Here is a 2624-nt window from a genome sequence, read left to right as displayed (position 1 = left end):
CCGCCCGAGGCGGCGGCATTGTAACCGTCGCCGGCAGCCGACGGACGGCCATGGAAGTAGCGATCGCTGGTGAAAGCCTGGCCGATCAGCTCGGAACCGATGACCTTGCCGTTCCTCTCGATCAGGCTGCCATTGGCCTGGCCCGGAAACAGCGCCTGGGCAATGCCGGTCATGCCGATCGGATAGACCAAACCCGTCAGAACGGAGAAGAAGACAATCATGACGATAGCGGGCCTGATTTGATTGAGCATCGACGTGGTTCCTTATGCGAGACCGAGAGCAGTGATGGCCATGTCGATCACCTTGATGCCGACGAAGGGGACGATGACGCCGCCGAGGCCATAGACAATGAGATTGCGGCTGAGCAGCGCACCGGCGCCGACCGCGCGGTATTTGACGCCCCTCAGCGACAGCGGGATCAGCGCAATGATGATCAGCGCGTTGAAGATGATGGCCGAGAGGATAGCGCTCTGCGGCGTCGCCAGATGCATGACATTGAGCGCTTGCAGCGGCCCGGCGGTCTGGCCCGGGGCGATGTAGAAGACGGCGAATATTGCCGGGATAATGGCAAAATACTTGGCCACGTCGTTGGCTATGGAGAAAGTGGTCAGCGAGCCACGCGTCATCAGCAGCGCCTTGCCGATTTCGACGATCTCGATCAGCTTGGTCGGATCGCTGTCGAGATCAACCATGTTGCCGGCCTCGCGCGCCGCGACCGTACCGGTGTTCATGGCGACGCCGACATCGGCCTGCGCAAGGGCCGGCGCGTCGTTGGTGCCGTCGCCGCACATGGCGACCAGCTTGCCCTTGGCCTGCTCGTCGCGGATCAGCTTCAGCTTGTCCTCGGGCGTCGCCTGGGCAAGGAAATCGTCGACGCCGGCTTCCGCCGCGATCGCCGCCGCGGTCATCGGATTGTCGCCGGTGATCATCACCGTGCGGATACCCATGCGGCGCAATTCGGCAAAACGCTCGCTGATGCCGCCCTTGACGATGTCCTTCAGATGGACGACGCCGAGCAGGCGCCCGTCGCGCTCGACCGCCAGCGGGGTACCGCCCGATTTGGCGATCTCGTCGGCGATCGCCTGAAGGTCGCGGACGGTGTCGCCGCCGGGGCGCGTACTGCCCGTGGCAACGGTCGAGAGGTTGACGTGGGCAAGTACCGCATCGACTGCGCCCTTGCGGACCGAGGAGCCTTCCAGATCGACGCCGCTCATACGGGTTTGCGCGGTGAAGGGCACGAAAGTCGCGTGCAAATTTGCCATGTCGCGGGCGCGGATGGCGTATTTCTCCTTCGCCAGTACGACGATCGAGCGGCCTTCCGGTGTTTCGTCGGCAAGCGAAGCAAGCTGGGCGGCGTCGGCCAATTCCTGTTCGGTGACGCCCTTGACCGGACGGAATGCCGTCGCCTGGCGGTTACCCAGCGTGATGGTTCCGGTCTTGTCGAGCAGCAGCGTGTCGACGTCGCCGGCCGCCTCGACGGCGCGGCCCGACATGGCCAGCACATTGAAGCGCACCAGGCGGTCCATGCCGGCAATGCCAATGGCCGACAGCAGCGCGCCGATCGTGGTCGGGATCAAGGTGACGAATAGGGCGACCAGCACCGTCACCGAGATATAGCCGCCCGAATAGGAGGCAAAGCTCGGGATCGTCGCCGTTGCCAGCACGAAGATCAGCGTCATGCCGACGAGCAGAATGTTGAGCGCGATCTCGTTGGGTGTCTTCTGGCGCTCGGCGCCCTCGACCAACGAGATCATGCGGTCGAGGAACGTATGGCCGGCAGCCGCGGTGATGCGCACGCGGATCCAGTCGGACAAGACCTGCGTGCCGCCGGTCACCGCCGAACGGTCGCCGCCGGATTCGCGGATGACCGGTGCGGATTCGCCGGTGATCGCCGCCTCGTTGACCGAAGCCACGCCTTCGACCACCTCGCCGTCCGAGGGGATGATGTCGCCGGCTTCGACGAGCACGATGTCGCCGATCTTCAGGCTGGTGCCGGGCACCAGCTTGAACTTGCTCCGATCGCCGCCGGTCAACAGCTTGGCCTGCGTCTCGGTGCGCGCCCGGCGCAGCGAGTCTGCTTGCGCCTTGCCGCGGCCTTCGGCCACCGCTTCGGCGAAATTGGCGAAAAGCACGGTGAACCACAGCCAGATGATGATCTGCAGCGTGAAGCCAAGATCGCCGCCGCCGGTAACGAGATCCTTGACGAACAGCACGGTGGTGAGCGCCGAGACGACGGCGACGACGAACATCACCGGGTTTCGCATCAAGGTGCGCGGGTTCAGTTTTCTGAAGGAACCGCCGATAGCGGGCCACAGGATGCGGGTATCCATGATGCTCACGGATTTCGACTGGCTCATTTGGTGGCTCCAGTGTCGATGTTGTTGACCGGTCGATCGTGTGCCGAACGAAGGTGCGGCGGCCCGTAAGCCAGCAGCCAGATCATGATCAAGGCTGCCGCAATAGCGAGGAATGTGGACAGGGTCGGGAAAGGAGGGGGCGTTTTCTCGCCCTCCGGCTCGGGACGATGCCGGACCTTTCGAGACGTGATCTTGAACCAGGGCATGGGCCGTTTCAGCGTTTCAGAAGGTCTGACCGTTGATCATCGCCAGGTGTTCGACGATCGG

3 protein-coding genes are annotated in these 2624 nt (G+C 63.8%); 1 reads left to right on the top strand and 2 read right to left on the bottom strand.

Annotation, left to right across the window (positions count from 1 at the left end; genetic code table 11):
- A partial coding sequence (locus NKI85_RS37530) for a potassium-transporting ATPase subunit C (protein WP_352780912.1) occupies positions 1–251 on the bottom strand: 251 nt, incomplete at its 3' end.
- A 12-nt stretch (positions 252–263) separates the two neighbouring features.
- Positions 264–2357, bottom strand: coding sequence for a potassium-transporting ATPase subunit KdpB (kdpB, locus tag NKI85_RS37525; protein WP_352532652.1), 2094 nt, complete (start codon positions 2355–2357; stop codon positions 264–266).
- Between the two features lie 84 nt (positions 2358–2441).
- Here kdpB and NKI85_RS37520 point away from each other — a divergent pair.
- Positions 2442–2624: hypothetical protein (locus tag NKI85_RS37520; protein ID WP_352780909.1), on the top strand; the 183-nt coding region annotated here is incomplete at its 3' end.

This window comes from Mesorhizobium sp. M0571 (assembly GCF_040320985.1).
Classification (GTDB): Bacteria; Pseudomonadota; Alphaproteobacteria; order Rhizobiales; family Rhizobiaceae; genus Mesorhizobium.
This window is presented reverse-complemented; position numbering and strand designations above follow the sequence as displayed.